The organism is Enterobacter ludwigii, from assembly GCA_023023105.1.
Classification (GTDB): Bacteria; Pseudomonadota; Gammaproteobacteria; order Enterobacterales; family Enterobacteriaceae; genus Enterobacter; species Enterobacter adelaidei.
In genome coordinates, this window is the sequence record CP083824.1 from 4,204,515 (window position 1) to 4,227,883 (window position 23,369).

20 protein-coding genes are annotated in these 23,369 nt (G+C 53.8%); 6 read left to right on the forward strand and 14 right to left on the reverse strand.

Annotated elements, in window-relative coordinates; translation table 11 throughout:
• Positions 1-59 precede the first annotated feature (59 nt).
• A complete protein-coding gene (gene degS, locus LCD46_20335; GenBank protein UOY70349.1) occupies positions 60-1,127 on the forward strand; it encodes an outer membrane-stress sensor serine endopeptidase DegS in 1,068 nt (355 codons plus the stop codon).
• A gap of 90 nt (positions 1,128-1,217) precedes the next feature.
• On the opposite strand, the gene mdh is transcribed toward degS, so the two are convergent.
• Positions 1,218-2,156, reverse strand: coding sequence for a malate dehydrogenase (gene mdh / locus LCD46_20340; GenBank protein UOY70350.1), 939 nt, complete (start codon positions 2,154-2,156; stop codon positions 1,218-1,220).
• A gap of 397 nt (positions 2,157-2,553) precedes the next feature.
• Here mdh and argR point away from each other — a divergent pair, with 397 nt between their 5' ends.
• The 3 genes from argR to yhcN (LCD46_20355) all read left to right on the forward strand — a co-directional run bounded on the left by argR (position 2,554) and on the right by yhcN (LCD46_20355) (position 4,039).
• Positions 2,554-3,024, forward strand: coding sequence for a transcriptional regulator ArgR (argR, locus tag LCD46_20345; GenBank protein ID UOY70351.1), 471 nt, complete (start codon positions 2,554-2,556; stop codon positions 3,022-3,024).
• A 374-nt stretch (positions 3,025-3,398) separates the two neighbouring features.
• On the forward strand, positions 3,399-3,662 hold the full coding sequence (gene yhcN / locus LCD46_20350) for a peroxide/acid stress response protein YhcN (protein ID UOY70352.1): 264 nt from the start codon (positions 3,399-3,401) through the stop codon (positions 3,660-3,662).
• A 110-nt stretch (positions 3,663-3,772) separates the two neighbouring features.
• On the forward strand, positions 3,773-4,039 hold the full coding sequence (yhcN, locus tag LCD46_20355) for a peroxide/acid stress response protein YhcN (protein ID UOY70353.1): 267 nt from the start codon (positions 3,773-3,775) through the stop codon (positions 4,037-4,039).
• Positions 4,040-4,105: 66 nt separating this feature from the next.
• Here the strand turns inward: yhcN (LCD46_20355) and LCD46_20360 are convergent, their stop codons facing one another.
• From LCD46_20360 to LCD46_20380, 5 genes are all read right to left on the reverse strand, one after another.
• On the reverse strand, positions 4,106-4,378 hold the full coding sequence (locus LCD46_20360; protein ID UOY70354.1) for a barstar family protein: 273 nt from the start codon (positions 4,376-4,378) through the stop codon (positions 4,106-4,108).
• A gap of 45 nt (positions 4,379-4,423) precedes the next feature.
• Complete coding sequence (locus LCD46_20365) at positions 4,424-5,878, reverse strand: NAD-dependent succinate-semialdehyde dehydrogenase (protein UOY70355.1); 1,455 nt, start codon at positions 5,876-5,878, stop codon at positions 4,424-4,426.
• An 89-nt stretch (positions 5,879-5,967) separates the two neighbouring features.
• Positions 5,968-7,935, reverse strand: coding sequence for a p-hydroxybenzoic acid efflux pump subunit AaeB (gene aaeB, locus LCD46_20370; GenBank protein UOY70356.1), 1,968 nt, complete (start codon positions 7,933-7,935; stop codon positions 5,968-5,970).
• 5 nt (positions 7,936-7,940) lie between these two features.
• On the reverse strand, positions 7,941-8,873 hold the full coding sequence (aaeA, locus tag LCD46_20375; GenBank protein UOY70357.1) for a p-hydroxybenzoic acid efflux pump subunit AaeA: 933 nt from the start codon (positions 8,871-8,873) through the stop codon (positions 7,941-7,943).
• Between the two features lie 7 nt (positions 8,874-8,880).
• The gene (locus LCD46_20380; protein UOY70358.1) at positions 8,881-9,084 is read right to left on the reverse strand and encodes an AaeX family protein; all 204 of its coding nucleotides are present in this window, start codon (positions 9,082-9,084) and stop codon (positions 8,881-8,883) included.
• A 179-nt stretch (positions 9,085-9,263) separates the two neighbouring features.
• Between LCD46_20380 and aaeR the strand changes: the two genes are divergently transcribed.
• Together aaeR and LCD46_20390 are read left to right on the forward strand one after the other, a co-directional pair.
• Positions 9,264-10,190, forward strand: a complete 927-nt coding sequence (gene aaeR, locus LCD46_20385; GenBank protein ID UOY70359.1) for an HTH-type transcriptional activator AaeR — start codon at positions 9,264-9,266, stop codon at positions 10,188-10,190.
• Positions 10,191-10,409: 219 nt separating this feature from the next.
• Positions 10,410-11,024, forward strand: coding sequence for a YagU family protein (locus LCD46_20390; protein ID UOY70360.1), 615 nt, complete (start codon positions 10,410-10,412; stop codon positions 11,022-11,024).
• A 47-nt stretch (positions 11,025-11,071) separates the two neighbouring features.
• On the opposite strand, the gene tldD is transcribed toward LCD46_20390, so the two are convergent.
• The 8 genes from tldD to csrD form a co-directional block, all read right to left on the reverse strand.
• On the reverse strand, positions 11,072-12,517 hold the full coding sequence (gene tldD / locus LCD46_20395; GenBank protein UOY70361.1) for a metalloprotease TldD: 1,446 nt from the start codon (positions 12,515-12,517) through the stop codon (positions 11,072-11,074).
• Positions 12,518-12,601: 84 nt separating this feature from the next.
• On the reverse strand, positions 12,602-16,405 hold the full coding sequence (yhdP, locus tag LCD46_20400; protein UOY70362.1) for an AsmA2 domain-containing protein YhdP: 3,804 nt from the start codon (positions 16,403-16,405) through the stop codon (positions 12,602-12,604).
• 41 nt (positions 16,406-16,446) lie between these two features.
• Positions 16,447-17,916: a ribonuclease G gene (gene rng / locus LCD46_20405; protein UOY70363.1), complete on the reverse strand. Its 1,470-nt coding sequence runs from the start codon at positions 17,914-17,916 to the stop codon at positions 16,447-16,449.
• Positions 17,906-18,499: a Maf-like protein gene (locus LCD46_20410; GenBank protein UOY70364.1), complete on the reverse strand. Its 594-nt coding sequence runs from the start codon at positions 18,497-18,499 to the stop codon at positions 17,906-17,908. Before LCD46_20410 ends, rng begins: the two co-directional genes overlap by 11 nt.
• Positions 18,500-18,508: 9 nt before the next feature.
• Positions 18,509-18,997 carry a rod shape-determining protein MreD gene (gene mreD, locus LCD46_20415; GenBank protein ID UOY70365.1) on the reverse strand — a complete coding sequence of 163 codons (489 nt, stop codon included), beginning with the start codon at positions 18,995-18,997 and terminating at the stop codon, positions 18,509-18,511.
• On the reverse strand, positions 18,997-20,013 hold the full coding sequence (gene mreC, locus LCD46_20420) for a rod shape-determining protein MreC (GenBank protein UOY70366.1): 1,017 nt from the start codon (positions 20,011-20,013) through the stop codon (positions 18,997-18,999). Before mreC ends, mreD begins: the two co-directional genes overlap by 1 nt.
• Positions 20,014-20,074: 61 nt before the next feature.
• Positions 20,075-21,118 (reverse strand): rod shape-determining protein MreB, encoded by a 1,044-nt coding sequence (gene mreB / locus LCD46_20425; GenBank protein ID UOY70367.1) that lies wholly within the window; start codon positions 21,116-21,118, stop codon positions 20,075-20,077.
• Positions 21,119-21,400: 282 nt separating this feature from the next.
• Positions 21,401-23,341 carry an RNase E specificity factor CsrD gene (csrD, locus tag LCD46_20430; protein ID UOY70368.1) on the reverse strand — a complete coding sequence of 647 codons (1,941 nt, stop codon included), beginning with the start codon at positions 23,339-23,341 and terminating at the stop codon, positions 21,401-21,403.
• Positions 23,342-23,369: the final 28 nt, after the last annotated feature.

Genomic DNA, 23,369 nt, shown 5'->3' on the forward strand with positions numbered 1-23,369 from the left:
GATGTCCGGATAACTCATGTTATGCTGCAAATCGTCCCTTTTTTAACGACACGCGCATCATGCTTTTAAAGCTCTTACGTTCAATTGTCATCGGTTTGATTGTCGCTGGCCTGCTGCTGGCGGCAATGCCGTCTTTACGTCAGTTTAATAAACTGACGGCTCCCCAGTTCGACAGTACGGATGAAACGCCGGCCACCTACAACCAGGCCGTTCGCCGTGCAGCACCTGCCGTGGTTAATGTCTATAACCGCGGCCTTAATAGCTCAACCCATAACCAACTGGAGATCCGCACCCTCGGCTCCGGGGTGATTATGGACGAGCGCGGCTACATTATTACCAACAAGCACGTGATTAACGATGCCGACCAGATTATCGTTGCCCTGCAGGATGGCCGCGTGTTTGAGGCATTACTCGTGGGGTCTGACAGCCTGACCGACCTGGCCGTCCTGAAAATCAACGCCACGGGAGGTTTGCCGATCATTCCCATTAATCGTAAACGTACCCCTCACATTGGCGATGTCGTCCTGGCTATCGGTAACCCTTATAACCTGGGCCAGACGATTACCCAGGGAATTATCAGTGCGACGGGTCGTATTGGCCTCAACCCCTCCGGGCGGCAGAACTTCCTGCAAACCGATGCGTCGATCAACCGCGGTAACTCCGGCGGTGCGCTGGTTAACTCACTGGGTGAGCTGATGGGTATCAATACCCTCTCGTTCGACAAGAGCAACGACGGCGAGACACCGGAAGGGATCGGCTTTGCCATTCCGTTCCAGTTGGCGACCAAAATTATGGATAAACTGATCCGTGATGGACGGGTGATCCGTGGTTATATCGGAATAGGTGGCCGTGAAATTGCACCAATGCATAACCAGGGCGGCGGTATTGATCAGATTCAGGGCATCGTGGTCAACGAGGTATCACCTGGCGGCCCGGCAGACAACGCGGGAATTCAGGTTAACGATGTCATTGTGTCAGTTAATGGTACGCCAGCGGTCTCGGCACTGGAGACCATGGACCAGGTCGCAGAGATCCGACCGGGCTCTATTATCCCTGTTGAAGTCATGCGCAATGATAAGAAACTCACGCTGCAGGTGACGGTTCAGGAATACCCGGCAACAAACTGACAGCCATAAAAAAACCGAAGCCAGTGAGTGCTTCGGTTTTTTTTGCCGGGTGGCGCTAACGCTTACCCGGCCTACGAGAGACGGTTCGTTTTACTTGTTAACGAACTCTTCGCCCAGGGTGATATCTTTCTTCAGGGTATCCAGCATGCCTTCCATCGCGTGTTGTTCAAACGCGCTCAGTTTGCCGATAGGCTGACGTTCTTCGATACCATTTTTACCCAGCAGCAGCGGTTGAGAGAAGAAGCGAGCGTGTTCGCCGTCGCCTTCAACGTAAGCGCATTCAACAACGCCTTTCTCACCCTGCAGAGCGCGAACCAGTGACAGACCGAAACGTGCAGCCGCCTGGCCCATAGACAGAGTTGCAGAACCGCCACCCGCCTTCGCTTCCACCACTTCGGTGCCCGCGTTCTGGATACGTTTGGTCAGGTCAGCCACTTCCTGCTCGGTGAAGCTAACGCCAGGGATCTGCGACAGCAGAGGCAGAATGGTGACGCCTGAGTGGCCACCAATAACCGGAACTTCCACTTCTGTTGGCTGTTTGCCTTTCAGCTCAGCAACAAAGGTGTTGGAACGGATAATATCCAGCGTGGTCACGCCGAACAGTTTGTTTTTATCGTAAACACCGGCTTTCTTCAGCACTTCTGCCGCGATAGCAACAGTGGTGTTCACCGGGTTAGTGATGATACCGATGCACGCTTTCGGGCAGATTTCAGCGATCTGCTGCACCAGGTTTTTCACGATGCCAGCGTTGACATTGAACAGGTCTGAACGATCCATACCGGGCTTACGCGCCACGCCTGCAGAAATCAGCACCACGTCGGCACCCTGCAGAGCAGGACGCGCATCTTCACCGGAGAAGCCTTTGATTTTCACAGCTGTCGGGATGTGGCTCAGGTCAACCGCCACACCTGGGGTTACCGGAGCAATATCGTACAGGGAGAGTTCTGAGCCTGAAGGCAGTTGAGTTTTCAGTAGTAGGGCAAGCGCCTGGCCGATACCACCAGCAGCGCCGAGGACTGCGACTTTCATCCTAAACTCCTTATTATGGTTAACTTAAGTATCTGTAACTCCGTTGCGGCGACCATAATTCAGCGAGTAAATAATTACAATTTTCGTAGCTAAAGAATTTGAGGTCACGCGGCTTTATCTCTCACCAGAAGACTATCTGACGACAGACGGCAACGAATTAAGAGGTGGTTACAATACACCCTGCCCCGCCACCAAAACAACATCATTTTGATAACATTTAATTTACTTTTAAGCTTATTTGCGTGGCGTGACCCAGGCATGTTTTCTGATAACGAAATCTGATAAAATCACTCCCTTTCATAACATTATTTCAGACTACCTCCCGGTAGATAATTTGCATAAAAATTCATCCACATGCATAATAATGTTGTTTCTATCGTCATATTCCGGGTGACTTATGCGAAGCTCGTCTAAGCAAGAAGAATTAGTAAAGGCGTTTAAAGCGCTACTCAAAGAAGAGAAATTCAGTTCTCAGGGAGAAATTGTTCAGGCGTTACAGGAACAAGGTTTCGATAACATCAATCAGTCGAAAGTCTCCCGCATGTTAACCAAATTTGGCGCGGTGCGTACCCGTAACGCCAAAATGGAGATGGTCTATTGCCTGCCAGCTGAACTTGGCGTGCCGACGACCTCCAGCCCGCTGAAGAATTTGGTTCTGGATATCGACTATAACGACGCCGTCGTAGTGATCCACACCAGCCCTGGCGCTGCGCAGTTGATTGCTCGCCTGCTGGATTCCTTAGGTAAAGCGGAAGGTATTCTCGGTACAATCGCTGGGGACGACACCATCTTTACCACCCCGGCAAATGGTTTCTCCGTCAAAGACCTCTACGAGGCAATTCTGGTTCTGTTCGAACAGGAACTCTAATCCCCCCTCCCCGCAGCACCGCTGCGGGGATCGTTCTGCTCCCGCTGCGTTTCCCACTCGATTCCACTGCCCTGACTTTGACAAATAATGCTTTTTACCACCCATTAACATTCACCCAGTGAATGCTAAATCAAAAAATCGCACAAAAAATCAAAAGCTGATATCAATATGATTTTATTAGATATAACTGCACGAAGTGGACGATAAATAGCCAATATTATGCAATTTGGTTATAAAAAACGAACGGGTTAACACGTAATAACAATAGTAACAATTAGTCTGGTATTAATTTTTTTGGTTATTAGTGTATACTTGATTTTGTGATGAGGGTCACGAAACAAGACCCCACGAAAAAATTCGACGAGGTAAAAATCATGAACATTAAAACTACTGTAGCGGCGCTGAGCGTCCTGTCTGTCCTGTCATTCGGTGCTTTCGCTGCTGATTCAATCAATGCTGACCAGGCGCAATCCCGCCAGGCAATCGGTACGGTTTCTGTCGGTGCAATCGGTACGTCCCCGATGGACATGCATGAGATGCTGAACAAGAAAGCGGAAGAACAGGGTGCATCATCCTACCGCATCATTGAAGCTCGTTCAGGTGACCACTGGCACGCTACTGCTGAGCTGTACAAATAAGTTTTAGCAATAACTGAAGACATAAATCTCCACTCAACGGCACCAGGCATAAAAATAGCTGTTTAACCCTTCTCGCCGTTGAGCAACAACCCTATTCAGGAGTAAAGACTATGAAAACCAAATTGATCATCGCAACCCTCGGTCTGGCCTCAGTTCTCTCTTTCGGCGCAAGTGCAGCCGTACAGCAAGTGAATGCCGACCAGGCACAAAATCTGCAGCCTATGGGCAGTGTATCCGTAACGTCTGTCACTGGTTCACCAATGGATATTCGTCACGAACTGGCCGCAAAAGCTGAAAAAGCAGGTGCCAGCAGCTATCGTGTCACCGAACTGAATCAGGGTGACCACTGGCATGCTACGGCAGAACTGTATAAATAAACCCTCGTCGTATTTCATCATACGACTTGCCCCTGACCTGCTGGTCAGGGGCTTTTTTTATGTCATTCAATGGCGCGCGTTAAAACGCAGTTGCCCTTCCAGCTCTTCTTCCGCTTCATCGAACAGTAATATCAGTGCGCCAAAACGTCTGCGCAGCTTATCGGGTAAATGAATGAACTCAATCTCCAGCGGGAGTGGCAACAGACTGCCGGTCACCACGTCCCACAGGGTATCCAGATTCGTCACGCTTTCCCGTTCAAGATCAAACACGCGGATAAATTCACGATAGAAGTCTTCCTGACTGTCGATCTCGTCAAAATCAAACGTATAGGTTTTCATTGCCAGCCACCCAGTCCAGGCGAGCAGCAGTTGCCGCCCTGTCTATTATAATCCCCCAATATGCAGGGTTTTGACTTCCAGATACTCTTCCAGCCCCAGCACGGAGCCCTCGCGTCCAAGGCCTGACTCTTTTACCCCGCCAAAAGGCCCCAGTTCCGTAGAGACGGCGCACTCGTTAATGCCAATCATCCCGCTCTCGATGGCCTGAGAAACACGGAAAACGCGTGAAAGGTTTTGGGTGTAGAAGTAAGCCGCCAGGCCATAAGGCGTGTTGTTGGCACGCTGGATGACCTCATCTTCTGAAGTGAAACGGAAGCACGCCGCAACCGGTCCAAACGTCTCTTCTTCTGCCAGCTTCATGCCTTCATGGCAGTCACCCAGTACGGTTGGCATCCAGAAATTCCCGCCAAGCGAATGGGGTTTCCCCCCTGCCAGCACGGTTGCCCCGCGGGCAACGGCATCGTCGACATGCTCACGCACCTTGTTGACCGCAGCAGGTTCAATCAGCGGTCCGACGACAACCCCCTCTTCAAGACCATTCCCCACCTTCAGCGCCTTTACCGCATCGGCAAGTTTATTCACAAACTTGTCGTAGACGGTTTCCTGAATATAGAAACGGTTAACGCTCACGCAGACCTGCCCGGCATTGCGGAATTTGTTGGCGATAGCACCCTTAACCGCTGCGTCGATATCCGCATCCTCAAAAACGATATATGGGGCATTTCCCCCCAGCTCCATTGAGACTTTTTTCATGGTGTCTGCGGCGTTACGCACCAGCGTTTTGCCGACGGAGGTCGAACCGGTAAAGGAGATTTTACGCACGTCCCGGCTGGCCATGATCGCATCGCTGATTTCATGGGTATTCCCGGCCACGGCGTTGAGAACACCGTCGGGCACACCGGCCTGTTTAGCCAGGGTAAGCAGCGCAAAAGCACTGAGCGGCGTGTTATTGGCCGGTTTGATCACCCCGGTACAGCCCGCAGCAAGCGCCGGGCCTAATTTACGGGTGAGCATCGCCATCGGGAAGTTCCATGGTGTAATCGCCGCGACCACACCAATGGGCTCGCGGGTTGCCAGAATGCGGGAACCGGGTTTGATCGGCGGAATAATTTCCCCGTTAGCGCGCTTGGCCTCTTCGGCAAACCACTGGATAAAGCTGGCCGCGTACTCCACCTCTCCTTCCGCTTCTTTCAGAGGCTTGCCCTGCTCGGTGGTCATTAACCGCCCGAGCCAGCTTTTATTTTCAATAATCAGTTCGTACCAGCGGTAAAGGATGGCCGAGCGTTCTTTCGCGGTTTTGGCTCGCCATGCCGGGAAAGCGTTGGTGGCTGCGGCAATCGCAGCTTCGGTTTCCGCTTTACCCGCTTTCGCGACTTTAGCGATGACCTCGCCGGTCGCCGGGTTAAGTACATCAAACGTCGTGTCCAGCGTTTTCCAGATGCCATTAACCAGATAACCGGTCTGAAAAAGGATGTGGTCCTGAAGCTTCTCAGTCGTCATGTGTCCTCCCTTTCTGAATGTAAGAACGTGCTGGAATTAAGTATAGCCACAAAAAAACCGACGCTTTGGCGTCGGCTTTTTTACTTCAGTCAGTTATCTGTGAGGGCATTCTGGTAGCGGTGCAGCATAAACACCAGCCGCCCTACTGGCTCGGTTACCTGAGGCGGAGCTTCCCAGACTTTAAGCTTCTCCTGGTAGATATCGAGCTCTTCAAGCAGTTGCGTAAAGTAACGACGGCGTTTGTCATCGCTGGTCGCGGAAAGTACATGGTCGGCAGTGCGGCGTAGCTGACGGTGGAAAGCCGACAGATCGTCGTTGATCGGCACAGGCGCGTTACGCAGACGCTGGTGCGCGATGATCATGGTTAATGCCAGCCGGAACTTAGCGATGTCACCCGGGAACTTATTAAGCAGTAAAAACAGCTGCTGATAGAGCGCCGGTAAGTGGTTTTCTTTGCGGCGTGCGGTATTGGTGGTCATCGACGACACGGCAGCGGAAACAAACTGGTTCAACAATACACGGCCCGTTCTTGCCTGTGAGTTATCGCGCACCAGCAGAATAACCATCATTGCCAGGAAACACCCCACCAGCTGACCCAATGCGCTGTCGAGGAACTGGCTGAAATGGAAGGTCATCGGGTTATCCAGCACAATGATGTTAATCGTACTGGCCAGCGCCCCCAACGATCCCAGACGGCGCTTTTGCACTTCTATGCCAATAAAGAACGCCATCACCGCCAGGCTTATGCAAAGCAGCAACATGCTCTGTTGCGTGGACGGGATGATCACCAGGAAATAGAGCGCGCCTATCGGCAGGGCGGCAATGGTGCCATACAGGAAATCAATGGCGACCATACGCGGGTTGGGCAGACGCATCGCCAGGGCAGTCACAACGGCAATCATCACCATTGCACCGCTGCCGGACGTCCAGCCTGTCCACAACCAGAACAGCGTACCGAGCATGCAGGCGAGCGTCGTGCGCCAGAAGTTGACCATCGCGTGATGACGCTCGGCAGATTCCGCCTTAATCACCACTTCTCCCTGCAGCACCTCTTCTTCCGTCGCGCTGATTTTGGTATTGCTAACCACGCCGCGTTTCAGCAGCAGGTAACGCGTCGCGGACCCGACCCAGGTGTAGATGGTCACTGGTGTGTCGCGTTCCCCTGTCCAGGCAATGACCCGCCGCATGCGCTTAAGCTGCTTATGCACGTCCTGCACGGTTTCCACCGGCTCGGCAAACAGCTCGCGGAACGTATCGGTGACCGCTTCGGGGCGCGTGTTCTGGATCAGATAGGTTTCGCACGCCTGGGTAATCAGCGTTAAGGAGACCGTATTGAGGGCTTTAAGCCGACGATTCGCCCGGGCCCAGCGCGAAGACTCTATATTAAGGTTACTGCGCATCCCTTCCAGCGCCTGCGTGCGACGTACCAGACCGCTCCAGGCCTTATCCACCTCTTCACTGTCACCATGCTTGATGCAGAGCTGCATCAGCTGGTACTGGGCCACAATCAACGCATCCAGCTCGCGATCCACCTCTTGCTTGATAGAGCGAGGGGAGAAAAGCAGGTCAGCAACAATCGCGCAAACAATACCAATCACAATCTCACTGCAACGCTCCACGGCGAACTGTGGCGCAAGCAGCGGCTCGCTTTGGATAGTAATGACGATAATCAGCGCGGTGTAACCCGCCAGTCCCCAGGCGTAGGAGTTTTCCACTTTCACCAGAGACGAGACCCAGGTGCAGAAGCCCGCCCAGATACAGCACACCATCAGCATCAGCAGTGGGGTGCGGATCATCAAAATAATAATGGTCAGCGCCGCGAAACAGCCGATAAACGTCCCAATGATACGCAGCATCCCGCGATAGCGGATCGCACCAGAGTAAGGTTCACCACCGGCGGCAAATGCCGGACCAGCCGCGACAATTGCCGCCGTCAGCACCGCCCAGCGCGGGGTTTCAAGCTGGAAGTGGAAGCCAACAAACAGTGCCAGCACGATGGCACACGCCAGCTTCACGGCGAAGCGAATGTGTTGGTTGGCGATGGAGAAGATACCCATAGCGATTAGCCAAACTCGCGCAGACGGTGGGCAATTTTACGGAAGATCGACTCCTGGCTGGCATCCCGGTCTTTAGCGCCGGTAATCACCACCGTCGCCGTGGTACCCGCAGGCCACACATTCCCCTGCTGTTCGTCCAGATGGATACGCACCGGCACACGCTGAGCCAGACGCACCCATTCCAGGTTGGAGTCCACTGTCGCCATCCCTTTTGCATCCTTAGAACTGCTGGCGTTGGTCACCCCTGCCGCGACGCTGTCGACGGTACCTTTAAAGACGCGGTTACTGCCAAGCGGTGTAATTTCAGCACGATAACCCGGACGTACGCCTTCCAGTTTGGTCTCTTCCATATAAGCGAGCACGTAGAAGGAGTTCTGTTTAACCAGCGCCACGGCCGTTGAGCCACGGGTGATAAATTCACCGGCATAGACATTAAGGTTAGTGACCCAGCCATCGGCTGGCGCGCGGATCACGGTGCGCTCCAGATCGAGCTTTGCCAGATCGCGCGTCGCTTGCGCTTTGGCCATCTGGTGCAGCACGGTTTGCAGCACGTTATTGGACTGGTCGATCTCTTCGCGGGACATAGCCTGAATACCTAACTGGTTACGGCGGCCTGCCTCACGGCGTTTCTCTGCCGCCAGCGCCTGATAATAGGCCACGTCAGCTTCCGCTTCTTCCAGTGCTTTCTGGTAGCGAGGCTGGTCGATGGTGAACAGAACCTGATCTTTTTTCACCAGCTGGTTATCGTGAACGTTGACCGCCGTGATAAGACCGGCCACGTCGGGGGCAATGGCCACGACATCGGCACTGAAACGCGCATCACGCGTCCATGGTGATTCCGTGTAATAGACCCAGGCCCGAAAAATAGCGATGAAGGCGAGGATAACCAGCGCCATGGTGATGGCGGTTCGGGAGATTTTTCTTGTTAGTGTTTTCACATCAACCTCAGACAAACATGCGCGATATCAGGTAAAACAGGCAGCAATACAGCGCGGTATTGAACAATGCAGGGTGCCAGACGAAATCGTAGATCCCGGTAGGAACCAGCACCTTGCGCACCAGCCAGAAGATCGCCAGTGATAAAAGAAGCTCGAAAAATATCGGTGGGAACGACAGACCGAACACCACGATAACGGGAAACAGACTCATGTTGACCTTGATAAGAGAGAGTGCAGGCTACAGAATTTTTTAGCGCACGCCATCGCAGAAGAGCAAGAAATGCCGGGCGAGAATGGCGCAGCCGTTAAGTAATTAATAATATATTAACGTAACTGTTATGCTGTTATCTATAATATGTGATCTAAATCACTTTTAAGCCAGAGTGAACAATGGAACGTTTAAAACGCATGTCAGTCTTCGCCAAAGTGGTTGAACTGGGCTCTTTTACCGCTGCTGCACGCCAGCTTCAGATGAGCGTCTCTTCAATCAGCCAGACGGTGTCCAAACTGGAAGATGAGCTTCAGGTCAAGCTGCTCAATCGCAGTACCCGCAGCATCGGGCTGACAGAAGCGGGTAAAATTTACTATCAGGGTTGTCGCCGCATGCTGCTTGAAGTGCAGGATGTCCACGAACAACTCTATGCTTTCAACAACACACCTATCGGCACACTGCGCATCGGTTGTTCTTCAACTATGGCACAAAATGTCCTCGCTGCCATGACAGCGGACATGCTGAAAGAGTATCCAGGATTAACCGTGAATCTGGTAACGGGTATCCCTGCGCCGGACCTGATTGCTGACGGGCTGGACGTGGTGATCCGCGTTGGGGCATTACAGGATTCCAGCCTTTTCTCGCGCAGGCTGGGCAGTATGCCGATGGTCGTTTGCGCCTCGAAAAGCTATCTGGCGCAGTACGGTGTCCCTGAGAAACCCGCCGATCTCACCAACCACTCATGGCTGGAATACAGCGTTCGACCCGACAATGAATTTGAACTGATTGCTCCGGAAGGGCTCTCCACCAGACTGCTGCCAGAAGGCCGGTTTATCACCAACGACCCAATGACCATTTCGCGTTGGTTAGTGGCAGGAGCCGGGATCGCCTACGTGCCGTTGATGTGGGTGATCAACGAAATCAACAGCGGTGTACTGGAGATCCTGTTCCCTCGCTACCAGTCCGATCCGCGCCCGGTATACGCCCTGTACACAGAAAAAGACAAACTACCGCTCAAGGTGCAGGTGTGTATTAACTATCTGACAGACTATTTTGTGGACGTGGCGGAGCTGTTTCAGGGGATGCGAGGAAGAAGTAAGGAATAATTGATTATCGCGGATAAGCATATATTATATGAATATGTCCTGGATGAGATGCACATTCATTCAGGAATATTCCCTCACCACTATCAGTAATAGCTAATTGACACTTCTGTTACCCGTCCCTTACCTTATTAGAAGTCTGGCACTCAGACTGTTATTAATTTGTTACTGATATGAATAATAAAATGTATTCCGCAGGATGACATTGAACAAGGAAAAGAAATGAATATATTTGAACAAACACCACCTTCGCGCAGGCGCTATGGACTCGCCGCGTTCATTGGTTTGATTGCAGGGATTGTCTCTGCATTCGTGAAATGGGGAGCGGAGGTGCCACTTCCGCCACGTAGCCCTGGTGATTTATTCACTGCCGCATGCGGACCAGAGCAATTAATAAGAGCCGCAAGTCAGATTGACTGCTCGCGTAATTTTCTCAATCCACCTTATGTATTTTTACGCGACTGGCTGGGCGTTGTCGATCCTAACGCGGCGGTTTATACATTCGCCGGACATATATTTAACTGGGTCGGCGTAACACATATTATTTTCTCAATCGTCTTCGCCGTAGGGTATTGTGTAGTTGCGGAAGTCTTCCCGAAAATTAAACTCTGGCAAGGTTTGCTGGCGGGTGCGTTAGCCCAGCTTTTTGTCCACATGATCTCCTTCCCGCTGATGGGTCTGACACCGCCGCTGTTCGAACTTCCATGGTACGAACACGTCTCAGAAATCGTGGGTCATTTAGTCTGGTTCTGGTCGATCGAAATCATTCGTCGTGATTTGCGTAACCGCATCACGCACGAGCCCGATCCGGAAATACCGCTGGGTAACTTACGTTAAAAAAAAGGCGCTACCTCTGTAGCGCCATTTTTTTATGCATCGTCAGATCAGGCAGTGCCACCCACCGTCAAATTGTCGACTTTCAGCGTCGGCTGGCCTACGCCAACCGGCAGGCTCTGCCCCTCTTTACCGCAGACGCCCACACCGTTATCCAGTTTCAGATCGTTACCGACCATGGAAATCTGCTGCATGGCTTCAATACCGGAGCCAATCAGCGTCGCACCTTTCACCGCTTTGGTCACTTTACCCTTCTCAATCAAGTACGCTTCTGAGGTAGAGAAGACAAATTTACCGGAGGTGATGTCCACCTGACCGCCGCCAAAGTTTGGCGCGAAGATGCCGTAATCGACGGATTCGATAATCTCCTGCGGTGTGGATTTGCCCGGCAGCATATAGGTGTTAGTCATACGCGGCATCGGCAGATGTGCATAGGACTCACGACGGCCGTTACCCGTTGGCGCGACGCCCATCAGGCGCGCGTTGAGTTTGTCCTGCATGTAGCCTTTCAGCACACCGTTTTCGATCAGCACATTGTATTGGCCAGGCGTACCTTCATCGTCGATAGCCACCGAGCCACGGCGATCGCGCATGGTTCCATCATCCACCACAGTGCAAAGCTCAGACGAGACAAGCTGCCCCATCTGGCCGCTGAATACGGATGTACCACGACGGTTAAAGTCACCTTCCAGACCGTGGCCCACCGCTTCGTGCAGCAGAACACCCGGCCAGCCAGCCCCCAGAACGACCGGGAATGTCCCCGCCGGCGCCGCGACGGCATTTAGATTCACCAGCGCCATGCGCACGGCTTCTTTTGCCCACGCGTCAGCGCGTGCTTCACCGTCAACATCGCCCAGGAACCAGTCATAGCCGAAACGGCCGCCACCGCCGCTTGAGCCGCGCTCGCGTTTGCCGTCGTCATCGACCTGCACGCTGATGGAGAGACGGACCAGTGGACGAACATCCGCGGCCAGAGTACCGTCCGTCGCCGCAACAAGAATCAGCTCATAGACGCCGCTCAGGCTGGCAGAGACTTCCTGCACACGCTTATCGGCAGCACGCGCCACTTTGTCCACGCGGCGCAGGATATCCAGCTTCTCTTCGCGGCTCATGCTCTGCAGCGGATCAATGCTGGTATAGAGCGCAGAGTGCTGCACTTCACCCAGCGTTTTCACACGACCATCGCCGGTATCACGCACAATGGTACGCGCAGCCTGAGCACTCTGCTCCAGCGCGGCCAGGCTAATCTGATCGGCATAAGCAAAACCGGTTTTCTCGCCGCTAACGGCACGTACACCGACGCCCTGGTCGATGTTATAAGAGCCGTCTTTGATGATGCTGTCTTCTAAAACCCAGGATTCGTGATAGCTCGACTGGAAATAGAGATCGCCGTAGTCGAGACGGCGTTCGGTCAGTTGACCAAGAATGGAGAACAGGTCCTGATGGCTCAGGCCGTTCGCTGCGAGCAAATGTTCACTTACCAGGTTCAGACTCATCGTATTGCTACTCGTTCGTTGCCGCCTGTGGCGGTATAAAGATCGTATTTATTGAGAGTGAGGCAATTACCTGCCCACGTCAAATCATTGCTGTGCTTCTTTGCGCGGCTGGCGCAGCACTTCATTAATCTGCGGTTTATCTACCGGGCCGGTAATGTGGTAGCGCAGAATGGAGACCTTGCTCCATAGCGGACCCAGCACTTTACTGGCGGCAAACACCGCCGCACCAACAATCGGGTTCACCACAAAGGCCGCTGCCACGCCAACGCTCGCGGAAATTTCCGGCGCCACCACGGCTTCCATATCCAGCTCTCGACGCACGAGATTGACCGAGCCTTTCATCGCGATATCCGCTTCCAGGCCGTCCACCAGCGTGTCGTCCGTATGCAGAACGCCATCCTTGATCCACGCCGTGCTGCGAATGGAATCGTAGTAGAAACCTTCGCTGAATGTGTCGCTGAAATCGAAGCGCAGCTTGCGCAGCAGTGCATCAAAACTCAGCAGGCGCAGGATCTGCCCGGCGCGCCCCGTGCTCACGTCGGCGATTTCACCTTTACCGAAGCGGGTTTTCAGAATGCCATTGAGCGAGGCTTCATCCGGCGTCCACGGCGCGGCACGCCAGTGAAGATCGTAATCAACATCAAATGACGAACCGCGAAGCGGCGTGGTAATGCCAAAGAAATTGGCCGCGGCATCCAGCTTGTTGCCTTTAATGTCACCCTTCAGGGAGGTACGCTGCTCGCCCGGGTTATTCACCCATTCGCCTGCGGCCGTCATGCGTCCAAAACCGGTATCGACCAGGCCACCGGTGAGCGTGAGCGTATTTCCCTGAATGGCGAAATCACCGTCGATACGGCCATATTTTTGCCCCCACAGCCAGCATTCAGCACAGCGCAACTGGAGATCGGGCCAGCCGTTAAAATCGACGCGAGCGGTTTTGCTCAGCGGTGACGTCTCTGCCGGTTTATCTTTCCCGATCGTGGTGCTTGCCGGGTTGTAGTAGAGATAGCGGATCGCCGCCTGCCACGGCGCATGATTGCGCATGGTCAGTGCGCCATTGATCTCTCTGCCCTGAGCCTCGACTTTCGTGCCGTTAGGCGTTGGCTGAGAGACAATACTCAGGTTGTTCCACTGCTGTCCCCCCAGCATTAGTGACGGCGTGCGTACGGTAATGGTCTGCGGGAACTGAGCGGTTTCATCAACGTTTTGTCCAACACCTTTCTGGAACAGCGCCAGCCACTCAGCACCGTCCAAAGGCGGGAGATTCAGCTCAATACCAGTCTGCTCCGGCAGCGGCGGTGTCGAACGGCTATCAGTTGTCCAGATGGCTTTGTCGAGAGTGAGTTTGCGGTTGAGCAGCCAGCGGCTGTTGAAGTGGTTTGTCCCGCCCGCGCTTCCGGTCAGCTCGAAGCTGTTCAGGTTACCATCGACGTTAAGCTTTACTGGCAGCGGCAGTCCGGCCTGTTTCTCCAGCGGCGCAGGTAGCTGACTATGAAGGTTTTTCAGGTCTCCCGTAATGTCGACCTTATAATGTGCGCCAGCGTGATAAGGCAGTTCGATTGCCACGTTCCCCTTCCAGGATGCCGAGCCATCCACTGACCCTTCAATCGGTTTCGGCAGGACATCCATACGCGCTGGCTGCCAGTTACCGTCGAGATTGACAGCCACCTGATACGCCTTTTCACCCTCGGTGGTCGTAAAGTCGATATTTACGGGCTGATTAAACCAGCTGGCAGTGAGCGGCTCGCTCTTCAGGTTACCGTTCACAAAGCTGAACTGCCCACTGAGATTTTTCAGCGTACTTTCAAGAGGTTTGATATACAGGCTGTTATTCTTCAGACGGACGTCGCCTTTGGCAGTGGTCATCTCACCGTCCAGCGGGATATCGAGATGTAAGCTAGCATTCACATCGCCATCAAGCTGCAGTTGCTGAAGCGTCGCCGCCAGCGACTCTTTCAACGGCGTCTCCTCAAAATACGGTCCTACCGCTTTCCCTGGACCGTTGATATCCGCATCAATGAGCAGTTTCTCTTTTGAATAATCCGGGATGTTTGCCGTCAGATTGCTGGCCGTCACACCGCCCAGCGCGACGCTGTCTGACTTCATCCATAATCCGTCATTGAGGAAGTTAAGTTCGATATCCAGGTTTTTCAGCGCGGGCCAGCCCGGCTGGAACGCAAAGGTGGCATTGTGCAACGGCACCAGTACCTGGAACTGACCTTCATTATGTTTGTACGGGAAAAGATGCGGGTTACCGCCATAGACCAGCGTGGCGTTCTCCGCCTGTCCGCCCTGGATCGCGCCGCTCAGATAGTCAACCAGCGCTTTCCCCATCAGGTTTTCCGGAAAATAGCGCCAGGCCTGAGAACCATCGTTGGTACTGATCCCGGCCAGAATACCCAACCACGGCTCATCACCTTCTGGTTGCAGATAGCGAAAATCACCGCGCGCATGCACGGCTTTGGCTTTTACGTCGATATGGCGGCCATCAAGCTGGAAGCCCTTATCGTTATTGAGCCAGTTAAGTACCGCACTGCCTTGTTCAATTTCAAGCGGCGCGCGGAAGACCGTCTCGTAAGGCATTTTGGCGTCATGCATATCGACCGTCAGCCTGCCGTTCTCTACGCTGCCTTCCAGCTTGCCGCTAAAGTGTTCCGCGCCCGGCAGCAGCTTCCACTGCTTCCAGGCAAGGTCTTTCCAGGTTGCCTGGAAACGGGTTTTTTCCGTCGCCTGGAGCGGAATATCCAACGACAGAGCGTCTATCTTCCCACTCGGCTGCGTTGCCAGCCAGATCTCGCCCAGGTCCGGAGAGAGCTTTGCCGCCATTGAGCGCAGGCCTTCAATGGCAGCCAAATCCAGGTTACTGGCACGGATGCGCAGCTCGTCGCTGCGTTTACTGGCCGTGCCGCCAACGTCCTGCTCAGGCATCCAGGCAAGCGTCAGCGCGCCGCGCGGCCACGGTTTGTTATCCATGGTGATGCGCGTGTCCGGAATGGCAAACTGCCAGCCCCCTTTCTCCTGCGTCACGTGCGCGGTGAGATTATCAACGGAAAGCTGATGCTGCTGTTTTTCGCCTTTCCAGCTTGCGCCCCCCTGCTTGAGCCAGATATCACCGCTGGCAAATTCGCCTTTCGTCAGGGTCAGCCAGCCTTCAAGGCTGAAACGGGCGGTTTCCAGCTGCATATTTTGCTGAAGCCAGTCTCCCAGCCACGGTTTTACATCCACATCGTCGGCCTGAAGCCATACCTTGCCGTTGTTGAGCAAGCCATCGTCGTCTCGCAGATCCATGCGCACCTGCATCACGCCGTGCTGACCGTTCAGGCTGGAGAGATTCACCTGTCCTTCCGCGCGGTGCCGATCCTTACCGTTGAGCCAGGTTAGTTGCGGGATCGCCAGTTCAGCGCGCTGGCCAGAAAGGGTAATAAAGCTCACTTCGCTGTCACGAAGATCGAAATGATCGAACTGACGCAGGAAGAGATCGCTGAAACGGTTGGCTTCAAGACCCTGGCTACTGTCACCACCCGACAGCGGCGTATTGGTCAAAAACTGGAGTTGATAAAAGGTGAGATCGCGAAACTGCCAGCGAAGATGCAGCAGGCTTTGCCAGACGTCCAGCGCCAGGGTCACGCGTTTGATTTTCAGGTAGCCGCCATCTTTCAGGCTGGCGTTGATATCCCGGACATCGAGTGTCGGGCCAAAATTCTGCCAGTTAGCACTGATCTGGCTTACATCTACCGGCACGCCGGTAGTGGATTCGATTTTCGCCAGCAGCTGCGGACGCCAGCTGTCCAGATGCGGTAATACGAGGCGTAGCCCGCTCACGAGCAACGCGACAATCACGACCAGCGTTGCCCCTGTAAGCAATAAAATCCCCGGCAATCGCCTCACGCATCTCTCCTTGTCAGCATTCGTCACGCAGCGTACTGCGCTTACATCATCACGACGTCAAACTGCTCCTGGTTATAGAGCGGTTCAATTTGTACTTTTACCTGTTTGCCGACAAAGATTTCCACTTCCGCCAGCGCGTGCGACTCTTCGCCTTTCAACGCTTCAGCCACCGCAGGGGAAGCATAGACCAGAAAACGATCGGAGTCGTAGGCATGATGAACACGGACGACTTCGCGCATGATTTCGTAGCAGACGGTCTCAACCGTCTTTACCGTTCCGCGTCCATGGCAGGTTGGACATTCATTACACAGTACATGTTCAACGCTTTCACGGGTACGCTTGCGCGTCATTTCCACCAGCCCGAGCTGCGAGAAACCGTTGATGCTGGTTTTCACACGATCTTTACTCAGCGCCTGCTCCAGCGAGTGCAGCACGCGGCGGCGATGGTCTTCATTACTCATATCGATAAAGTCGATGATGATAATGCCGCCCAGGTTGCGCAGACGAAGCTGGCGCGCAATCGCCTGCGTGGCTTCGATGTTGGTGTTGAAGATAGTGTCATCCAGGTTACGGTGACCAACAAACGCGCCCGTATTGATATCAACGGTGGTCATCGCTTCGGTCTGATCGATGATCAAATACCCACCAGACTTCAGTTCAACCTTGCGCTCAAGCGCACGCTGGATCTCGTTTTCGACATCATAAAGATCGAAGATCGGCTGACGGCCAGTGTAATGCTCCAGCAGGCCAGGCATCTCGGGGATGTATTCAGCGGTAAACTCCAGCAGGGCTTCATAGGTCAGGCGGGAATCCACGCGAATACGGTCGAGCTGTGCATCGGCAAAATCACGCAGAACACGTTGAGCAAGCGCCAGCTCACCATAGAGCTGGTAGCGGGTCTGGTTGCGTTTTTTACGCTCCATCACCTTGGTCCAGACGCGCTTCAGGTAAGCCGCATCAGACGCCAGGTCTTCTTCGCTGATCCCTTCCGCTGCGGTACGGATGATAAACCCACCCTGTTCATCGCAGTAGGCGCTGACCACTTTCTTCAGACGCTCGCGCTCGGTTTCACTCTCAATACGCTGCGAAACGCCCACGTGCGATGCGCCGGGCATAAAGACCAGATAACGGGAAGGTAAAGTGATGTCGGTGGTCAGACGGGCACCTTTGGTGCCGAGGGGATCTTTCACCACCTGTACCATCAGATCCTGACCCTGACGCACCAGTTCAGAAATATCGCGGACGGCAAATTGCTTTTGCTCTTCACCTGCAACGCACTCGGTGTGCGGCATGATATCGGAGGCATGTAAAAATGCCGCCTTATCCAGTCCAATATCTACAAAAGCCGCCTGCATACCCGGTAGTACACGACTGACACGACCTTTGTAGATATTGCCTACTATTCCGCGTCGCGCTTCGCGCTCAATATGAATTTCCTGAAGAATGCCACCATCAATGTAGGCCACACGGGTTTCCGATGGCGTTACGTTTACCAACAATTCAGCCGTCATAATTATCCCTTCCCTCACGCAGTGAGTTAAAATTGCTCAGCAACTCATACGTTTCCACCAGCGGTAAGCCGACTACGGCGTGATAGCTGCCATTAATCTTCCTGACAAAACAGCCACCCAGCCCCTGAATACCGTATGCACCTGCCTTATCCATCGGTTCACCGCTGGCAATGTAAGCGGTGATCTCGTCGTCGGTAAGCACTCTGAATGTCACATCCGTCACGACCAGGCAATCCAGCACGTTCTGGCTGTCTGCCAGTGCGACGGCCGTCATCACCTGATGCGTTTGCCCGGACATTTTGCGCAGCATACGCGCCGCATGATCGGCGTCGCGCGGTTTCTCAAGCACTTCACCGTTAAGAATAACGATGGTATCTGCCCCCAGCACCGGAAGGTCACGCGGCACACTGGCTACGCCAGCCTGCGCTTTCTCGCGCGCAAGGCGAGACACGTACTGTTGAGCACTTTCGCCCTCAGCACGTTTTTCTTCAATGCCGGTCACGATGCGTTCAAAAGATACCCCTAACTGCGTCAGGAGTTCCTGACGGCGCGGGGAGCCAGAAGCGAGATACAAAGACGTCATAGAAACCTTTTATTGCACGGCAAACTGCTGGCGAATCTTACGCATCAGCAGGAATAACCACGGCCAGAGCACACCGTTTACTACACTACTCCAGAACACTTCCGGTCGGAAAGAGACGTTGATCACTAAAAACTCTGCCCAGAAAACAACAATATCCGCAGCAAGCGACAACAACATCACCACCAGGGCCTGTTGCCAGAGCGCGAGGTTACGAAAGAGCTGGAATTTAAGTGCGACGAGGTACGCAATAATGCTCATGGACAACGCGCGCACGCCAAGCGTAGAGCCACTAATGAGATCCAGTATGGCACCCATCACAAAACCTGTGCCGACATTTACGCGATGCGGCAGGGCAAGGATCCAGTAGAGCAAAATGAGTAACACCCAGTTTGGCCGGAAAACAAGAATGTCATCCGGCCAGGGCATAACCTGCAGTAACAGCGCAATGAGAAACGAGAGCCAGATGACCCAGCGTCCCTGGCTACGATAACTTGCCACTACTGCCCTCCCGAAGAGAGTTTAGGCGGTGGTGGCGCATCCGGCAGCGGCTGCGTTAATCCTGTTGCTGGCGCCGGGACTGGCGCAGGCGGCCCCATGGAATCCGCAGGCGGGAGAACCTGCGGCATCATCTGCATCAGACGCTCATTCGCCACACGATGCACCTCTTCAGGTGTCATCGGATTAGCACCATTACGATCGGCGCCCCACAGCAGCAGCAGATAGCGCAGACGCTGTAAACCTGCGGTTGGACGCGCCTGAATCACGGTATAGGCACGCTGAGTATCGAGCTTCACCGAAGAGACCACCGCAACCGGATAGCCTTCAGGGAAACGTCCACCCAGACCGGAGGTCACCAGAACGTCACCGACACGGATATCCGTGTTCGCTGGCAGGTGTTCCAATTGCAGATCGTCCGTACAACCGTTACCGGCGGCGATCACGCGAATGTCATTACGCAGGACCTGAATCGGCAGCGCATGGGTAGCATCGCAAATAAGCAGAACGCGGCTGGTCAGTTTGGCCACGGCAACAACCTGGCCCACAACGCCTTTATCACTGATGACTGGCTGACCTTCATACACACCGTTCACGCTACCTTTGTCGATCACAACCTGATCGCTGTAAGGATCGTTTACGGTGGAGATCACCTGCGTCACCATCTTCTGCTCATCCTGACGCAGCGGCGAGCCGAGCAGTTCACGCAGACGCGCGTTTTCCTGCTTGTATTGCCCCAGCATCAGCAGCTCGCTGTTTTTCAGCAGCAGTTCCTGGCGTAGCGCCCGGTTTTCGAGTTCGAGTTGGTCACGCGAAGACAGCGTTTGAGAAACGGAGTCGAGTAGTTCGCGGGGACCATTTGATACAAAGTAGAAAGGACTGACGGCGGTATCCATGTACGTTCTGATCTGACTGAACGTACCGAGGCGGCTATCGGCAATAATGACCCCAAGCGCCACCAGAACCGCCAGAATGAGGCGAAACTGTAGCGATGGGCCACGGCTAAAAATTGGCTTCATAGGCTATGCGTATTCTCGCGTCAGAGAGAAAGGGTAGCGATGCGCTACCCTTTCACAATGACTACTCTTCGCTGAACAAGTCGCCGCCGTGCATGTCGATCATTTCCAGCGCCTTGCCACCACCACGGGCGACGCAAGTCAGTGGATCTTCTGCAACTACGACAGGAATACCTGTCTCTTCCATTAACAGGCGGTCGAGGTTACGCAGCAGCGCACCACCACCGGTCAGAACCATACCGCGCTCGGAGATATCGGACGCCAGTTCTGGCGGGCACTGTTCCAGCGCAACCATTACCGCGCTTACGATGCCGGTCAGCGGTTCCTGCAGTGCTTCCAGAATTTCGTTGGAGTTCAGGGTAAAGCCACGTGGAACACCTTCAGCCAGGTTACGGCCGCGTACTTCAATCTCACGCACTTCATCGCCCGGATACGCAGAGCCGATTTCGTGTTTGATACGCTCCGCAGTGGCTTCACCGATCAGAGAGCCGTAGTTACGGCGCACATAATTAATGATGGCTTCATCGAAGCGGTCACCACCGATACGTACAGAAGAGGAGTAGACCACACCGTTCAGAGAGATAACGGCAACTTCAGTGGTACCACCACCGATATCCACCACCATTGAACCGGTTGCTTCAGACACAGGCAGACCTGCACCAATTGCCGCAGCCATTGGCTCTTCAATCAGGAACACTTCTCGAGCACCTGCACCCTGGGCAGATTCACGGATTGCGCGACGCTCAACCTGGGTTGCGCCAACCGGCACACACACCAGAACACGCGGGCTTGGGCGCATGAAGCTGTTGCTGTGAACCTGCTTGATGAAGTGCTGAAGCATTTTTTCAGTCACGAAGAAGTCAGCGATAACGCCGTCTTTCATTGGGCGAATGGCGGCGATGTTGCCAGGGGTACGACCCAGCATCTGCTTCGCGTCATGACCCACTGCAGCGACGCTTTTCGGCGAGCCTGCACGATCCTGACGAATGGCCACAACAGAAGGCTCATTCAATACGATGCCTTGTCCTTTTACATAAATAAGGGTATTCGCGGTACCCAGGTCAATGGACAGGTCATTGGAAAACATGCCACGAAATTTTTTCAACATACTAAGGGATAATCCTGAAAGCTGGGGCGGAAAACAAAATCCGCTTACTTTACCAACCACACGCAGCAGCGACAAGGCGCAAAAATCATCTGCAACGGTGAAAATTTGTGCAGTACGTTTCCTGATGTTACAAAATTGATCCCTGATTCCCTCAGGACTGAGTCAACAGCAGCGTCCCTCACTGACATTTGTAACCCGTTAAAGGTCGTTCACTGGCTTTTTGCTCGACATACTCAAAGCTACAGGCGCGATATTCTACGTGAAAACAGCGTAAACGGCAGGTCAAACAGAGTATCTTTGCAAATATTTTTTCACGTTGGTGTCAAGCGGCTGAGAGGCGGCAAAAAAATCCCCCTGACCACCGGTAACACCGCGCTCTGTTAACATCTGCCATTCGCCTCTGGAGCGCACACCTGTGGCAAATACTTGCGTTCGCGTTCCCTTGCACGCTTCAACCAGACTCTGTACCAGCAGCTGGTTTTCCGTGCGCTTCTCAATATTCCTCACCAACCCCGGATGTAGCTTTAATAACTCCACATCCAGCTCTTTGATCCAGTTAGTACTGACCAGCGTTAACCCGGCATGCGTAACGGCTACACGCGAGCCGAGCGCATTGATCAAACGTACCACCGGGCGCAACCGGCTGATGTGTTGACCTACATCCGCCTCAGCAAGTTCAAAAATAATATGTTTGCGTTGCGATTTTTCGCATTGCATTAATGTATCACGCAGCCAGCGCTGAAAACGTGGGCGTATTAACGACTCTACGGTGACCTGTAACGCCAGGGTTTCTTCAGGCCAGAAGGATAAAAAAGGAATCAAGCGGCTAATTTGCTGCCGGTCATACTCTTCGGATAGCCCAAACTGCAGTACCATCGGCAGATATTCCGCAGAGATGACTTCTTCTGTGCCGTCAAAAATACGGCACATCAATTCACGATGATGAACATGACCGTTTTTCATGACTGCAGGTTTTTGATAAATACGTGGCCCGCCGCGGCTGAGCATTTGCTCGATCAGCGTTCGCCAACGCACATTGCCACGCCCTTTTTCCGGCAGCGAGTCGTCATAAACCGCCCATCCGTTCGCCCCTTGTAACACGGCGTTGCGGGTCGCCGCTTCCGCGTGTTCCATCACTTGTTCTGTTGATTGCCCGCCGCGCCAGGCACAGATCCCCATATGCACCATATCGTCCCTGTCGAGCATTTTGCTCTGCGGCAGCGCATCCACCGCCTTCAGCAGCTGGCTGGCGATGCTTTCCGACTCCTTCAACGTGCGATGCGGCAACAATACGGCAAAATCGCTGCGGTGATATCGGGCCAGCAGTGCCCCCGGGTAACGCATAATAAAGGTGGAGAGCAGGTTGATTAGCGTAAAGAGATTTTCTTCCGCAACCCGCTGTCCCCAGGTGTCGCGCAGGAGATCGAAGTCAGGCAGGCGAACCATCATTACCACCCCGTGCGTCCCCACCTTTTCCGGGTCCTCAAGCAACGTGGCCAGTTGGTTGTCAAAGAACAGGCGGTTGTTAAGGCCGGTTTTATTATCCTGGGCGGCATAAGAGCGGATCAGCGTATCCATACGGCTGCGCTGGTCACTGGCGAACTGGATTTCTGAGAGCAGCGTATCCAGCGCGCTACTGGCGCGTGCAGGCCATTCATGGACTGAACCACGCACCTGCGGGCCGCGTTCACCGTTAAGGATCCGCACGGAGCGCACCTCCAGCAGTTCCTGACCGGAGAGCTGGCGACGCAGCCAGCGGACAGCAAGAAAAATAAGCAGGACGATAAACGCAACAGCAACGGTGAGTGGCGCAGTGGTCATCATGGAGCGGAAATAACTGGCCATCGGATCAAGGTAGACCATGTGCAGGGTCATCCCAGGATTTTTAAGCGAGTGCACAGTCACTTCCCGATACTGGCTCACCACACCTGCCGGCCGATAACTTTCCTGCCGTATATGGCTAAAAACCCGATGCTTTCCCTGCTGAATGTCTATCTGAACAATATCAACAGGTGCCATCAACTCATCCAGTTCACGGGAAAGTGCCGGCAGCGGCGTCGTCAGCAGACGAACATCAATCACCGAAGCAACAGCCTGGACCCGGTTGACCAACTTGTCCTGAATGGCGTTATAAAAGCTCAGAGAGCAGCCAAGCAGTGTGACAAAAATGGTAAGCCCCGTCAGCAAGGTGATAAAAGCTGAGAACTTCGTCGTTAATCGCATCCTTGAGATTACTCCGTAGGTTGATGGG

Coding starts and splice junctions, on each gene's coding strand:
- degS (UOY70349.1), top strand. CDS start 60: ATGCTTTTAAAGCTCTTACGTTCAATTGTCATCGGTTTGATTGTCGCT.
- mdh (UOY70350.1), bottom strand. CDS start 2,156: ATGAAAGTCGCAGTCCTCGGCGCTGCTGGTGGTATCGGCCAGGCGCTT.
- argR (UOY70351.1), top strand. CDS start 2,554: ATGCGAAGCTCGTCTAAGCAAGAAGAATTAGTAAAGGCGTTTAAAGCG.
- yhcN (UOY70352.1), top strand. CDS start 3,399: ATGAACATTAAAACTACTGTAGCGGCGCTGAGCGTCCTGTCTGTCCTG.
- yhcN (UOY70353.1), top strand. CDS start 3,773: ATGAAAACCAAATTGATCATCGCAACCCTCGGTCTGGCCTCAGTTCTC.
- LCD46_20360 (UOY70354.1), bottom strand. CDS start 4,378: ATGAAAACCTATACGTTTGATTTTGACGAGATCGACAGTCAGGAAGAC.
- LCD46_20365 (UOY70355.1), bottom strand. CDS start 5,878: ATGACGACTGAGAAGCTTCAGGACCACATCCTTTTTCAGACCGGTTAT.
- aaeB (UOY70356.1), bottom strand. CDS start 7,935: ATGGGTATCTTCTCCATCGCCAACCAACACATTCGCTTCGCCGTGAAG.
- LCD46_20380 (UOY70358.1), bottom strand. CDS start 9,084: ATGAGTCTGTTTCCCGTTATCGTGGTGTTCGGTCTGTCGTTCCCACCG.
- aaeR (UOY70359.1), top strand. CDS start 9,264: ATGGAACGTTTAAAACGCATGTCAGTCTTCGCCAAAGTGGTTGAACTG.
- LCD46_20390 (UOY70360.1), top strand. CDS start 10,410: ATGAATATATTTGAACAAACACCACCTTCGCGCAGGCGCTATGGACTC.
- tldD (UOY70361.1), bottom strand. CDS start 12,517: ATGAGTCTGAACCTGGTAAGTGAACATTTGCTCGCAGCGAACGGCCTG.
- rng (UOY70363.1), bottom strand. CDS start 17,916: ATGACGGCTGAATTGTTGGTAAACGTAACGCCATCGGAAACCCGTGTG.
- LCD46_20410 (UOY70364.1), bottom strand. CDS start 18,499: ATGACGTCTTTGTATCTCGCTTCTGGCTCCCCGCGCCGTCAGGAACTC.
- mreC (UOY70366.1), bottom strand. CDS start 20,013: ATGAAGCCAATTTTTAGCCGTGGCCCATCGCTACAGTTTCGCCTCATT.
- mreB (UOY70367.1), bottom strand. CDS start 21,118: ATGTTGAAAAAATTTCGTGGCATGTTTTCCAATGACCTGTCCATTGAC.
- csrD (UOY70368.1), bottom strand. CDS start 23,341: ATGCGATTAACGACGAAGTTCTCAGCTTTTATCACCTTGCTGACGGGG.